Consider the following 2,328-nt stretch of genomic DNA (forward strand, 5'->3'; position numbering starts at 1 on the left):
CGCTGCGAAGCGTCGGCTCGGTCTCGGGCCGCTCGCCTTCGGCCGTTGCGCCGTCTGCGGCGCGGGCGGCGTCGAGTTCGGCCTGAACGGCCGCCGCACGACGTTCGCTGCGCTCGAAATCCGCTTTCAGGGCGACCGCTTCGGCTTCGAGCGTCGCGATCCTGGCCTTGAGATCGGCGATCTCGGCCCGTTGGCGAAGCTCCGTCGCATGCGCGCGCGCGGCGCCGATCTGAGCCTGGGCGGCGAGCGTCGCCTCCCGCTCGGCCCGCCGCTCGACGGCCCTCACGGCCATGGCGTGCTCAGCCCGCAGGCGGTCCTGCGCCGCGATGATTTCGGACGCGGAGACGGGCAGGCGGTTCACCAGACGCTTGGTCGTCAGCCGGACCGCCCGGCGCCAGAACGCGGGCAGGAACAACAGCCACAGCAGGGTGGCGAGCAGAAAGCCGAAACTGGCGTAGAGGATGGGCTCGACCATTCAGGCTCGCTCGGCGCGCGTTCCGCTGCTTACTGGCCTGGCGACCACATGCAGGCCGCAGGTCGTCCGCCCGCAGCCACAATGGCACACCGCCCCAGCCCCGCCAAGCGACCGGGGAGGAGACCTCAGAACGGGTTCCAGGTCGAGTTCGGCGTGAACTTCAGATAGCCGACATTGACGCCAAGCCGGGCCCCGACGCCGGTCCGGATCGGCACCAGCACCGTCTCGTAGTCCTTCAGCGCCGTCATGCCGAAGCCGCCGACCAGATAGGCCGAGCCGTTGACGCCGGCGAACCGGCTGAACAGCGCGTTCGGCGAGCGGAGATTGTAGACCAGGATCATGGTCCGGGCTCCGTCTCCGCCGAAGTCCAGGCCAAGCGAGGGGCCCTGCCAGTAGACCCGGTTGTCGGGCGCGCCGTCGCGGGTGAACAGCTTGCCCTCGCCGTAGCGCAGGCCGCCGATGAAGGCGCCGGAGCCTTCCTCGCCGAGGATGTAGGCGTTCGGCTCGCCCCACATGCTGGTGGCCTTCTCGACGATGCCGGCGAGCCCGCGGGTCGTGGACCCGAAGAACGAGTTGCCGCGATCGACGATCTCCTGGACCGAATAGGTTCGCCGGGGGCCTTCGTCGTCGCGGGAATAGGCGGCTCTCTCGGCGCGCGGCGCGCCGTCATACTGGGCGGACGCCGTGGTCGCGGCCGAGACGCCGACGCCGAACGCGAGACTCGTGATGAGCGCTCTCAGGATCATCGCTGCGTTCCTTCTCTCGGATGGCGCGTCGCGAGCGGCGAACCGCAGGGTCGCGCCGATTCGTTCCAATTTGAGCGATCCGTTTTACTGGAAGGTGAACGGCCCCGGATTACAGGAGAGAACGCACGAAGGGGCCGCCGTCCGGCGCGCCGCCAGGGGACAATCGGGACGATGAGAGCACCGCGCCTGTTCGGGCCGCTTCTGGCCGCCGCATGCGCCGGTCTTCTGGCCGGAGCCGCGGAGGCCACGCCTGGACTGACCGAGCTCGTCGTCTCCGATCCGGCGAGCGGCATCGCCCTCTACGGCTACGATCCGGTGGCCTACTTCACCGACGGCCGGCCCGTATTGGGTCGCCGCGACATCGAGGTCGAATGGGGCGGGGCCGCCTGGCGCTTCGAGAGCGAGGCGAACCGCGCCGCCTTCCTGTCGAAGCCGGAGGCCTATGCGCCGCGCTATGGCGGCTACGATCCGCGCGCCGTGGCGCGAGGCGTGGCGGCCGCCGGCCATCCGCTGCTGTTCCGGATCAGCGGAGACCGCCTCTACCTGTTCCGCAGCCCCGAGGACCGCGACGCGGCGGCGAACCTGCGCGAAGCCGACGCGGCCTGGCCGAAGCTGCGCCGCCAGCTGATCGAGAACTGAGGCCGGATCAGGCGCCGCGGCGGCCCCAGGCCACGAAGCCGCCGTTTCGGAACCCTGCGTCCGCCTTGCCGTAGCGGAACGGGCCGCCGTCGGGGCAGGTCACGGAGCCGCCCGCCGCCGCCAGCACCGCATGGCCTGCCGCCGTGTCCCACTCCATGGTGGGGCCGAAGCGTGGGTAGACGTCGGCCTCGCCTTCGGCCACCAGGCAGAACTTGAGGGACGAGCCTGCCGACCGCCGATGCGCCACCGGCAGCGTCGAAAGGTAAGCTTCCGTCTGCGGATCGGCGTGGCTGCGGCTGGCCACCGCGCACAGGCCCTCGGCGGGCGCCGCCCTGGCGACGATCGGCTGAAAGGCGGAGCGGTGGATCCACCACTCGAAGAAGTTGCAGAACAGGAAGGTGACCGGGACGGTCGCCAGCTCGAGCCAGCTCGGGGCGTCCACGTTCGACAGGTAGACGTAGAGCGCCG

3 protein-coding genes and 1 pseudogene are annotated in these 2,328 nt (G+C 70.7%); 1 reads left to right on the forward strand and 3 read right to left on the reverse strand.

Annotated elements, in window-relative coordinates; translation table 11 throughout:
- Together ACIKT0_RS17080 and ACIKT0_RS17085 are read right to left on the reverse strand one after the other, a co-directional pair.
- Nucleotides 1-475: pseudogene (locus ACIKT0_RS17080) on the reverse strand (hypothetical protein); the annotation flags it as partial.
- A gap of 125 nt (nt 476-600) precedes the next feature.
- Nucleotides 601-1,221: a DUF1134 domain-containing protein gene (locus ACIKT0_RS17085; RefSeq protein ID WP_407106567.1), complete on the reverse strand. Its 621-nt coding sequence runs from the start codon at nt 1,219-1,221 to the stop codon at nt 601-603.
- A gap of 171 nt (nt 1,222-1,392) precedes the next feature.
- Here ACIKT0_RS17085 and ACIKT0_RS17090 point away from each other — a divergent pair, with 171 nt between their 5' ends.
- Nucleotides 1,393-1,860 carry a YHS domain-containing (seleno)protein gene (locus ACIKT0_RS17090; protein WP_407106568.1) on the forward strand — a complete coding sequence of 156 codons (468 nt, stop codon included), beginning with the start codon at nt 1,393-1,395 and terminating at the stop codon, nt 1,858-1,860.
- Between the two features lie 7 nt (nt 1,861-1,867).
- On the opposite strand, the gene ACIKT0_RS17095 is transcribed toward ACIKT0_RS17090, so the two are convergent.
- Nucleotides 1,868-2,328 (reverse strand): 3'(2'),5'-bisphosphate nucleotidase CysQ family protein (locus ACIKT0_RS17095; protein ID WP_407106569.1); only part of this gene is annotated, 461 nt, incomplete at its 5' end.

The sequence above is a fragment of the Hansschlegelia beijingensis genome (assembly GCF_045505405.1).
GTDB classification, from domain to species: domain Bacteria; phylum Pseudomonadota; class Alphaproteobacteria; order Rhizobiales; family Methylopilaceae; genus Methylopila; species Methylopila beijingensis_A.

Bases quoted from the DNA above. Each gene is read 5' to 3' on its own strand.
- ACIKT0_RS17085 (WP_407106567.1), bottom strand. From the start codon at position 1,221: ATGATCCTGAGAGCGCTCATCACGAGTCTCGCGTTCGGCGTCGGCGTC.
- ACIKT0_RS17090 (WP_407106568.1), top strand. From the start codon at position 1,393: ATGAGAGCACCGCGCCTGTTCGGGCCGCTTCTGGCCGCCGCATGCGCC.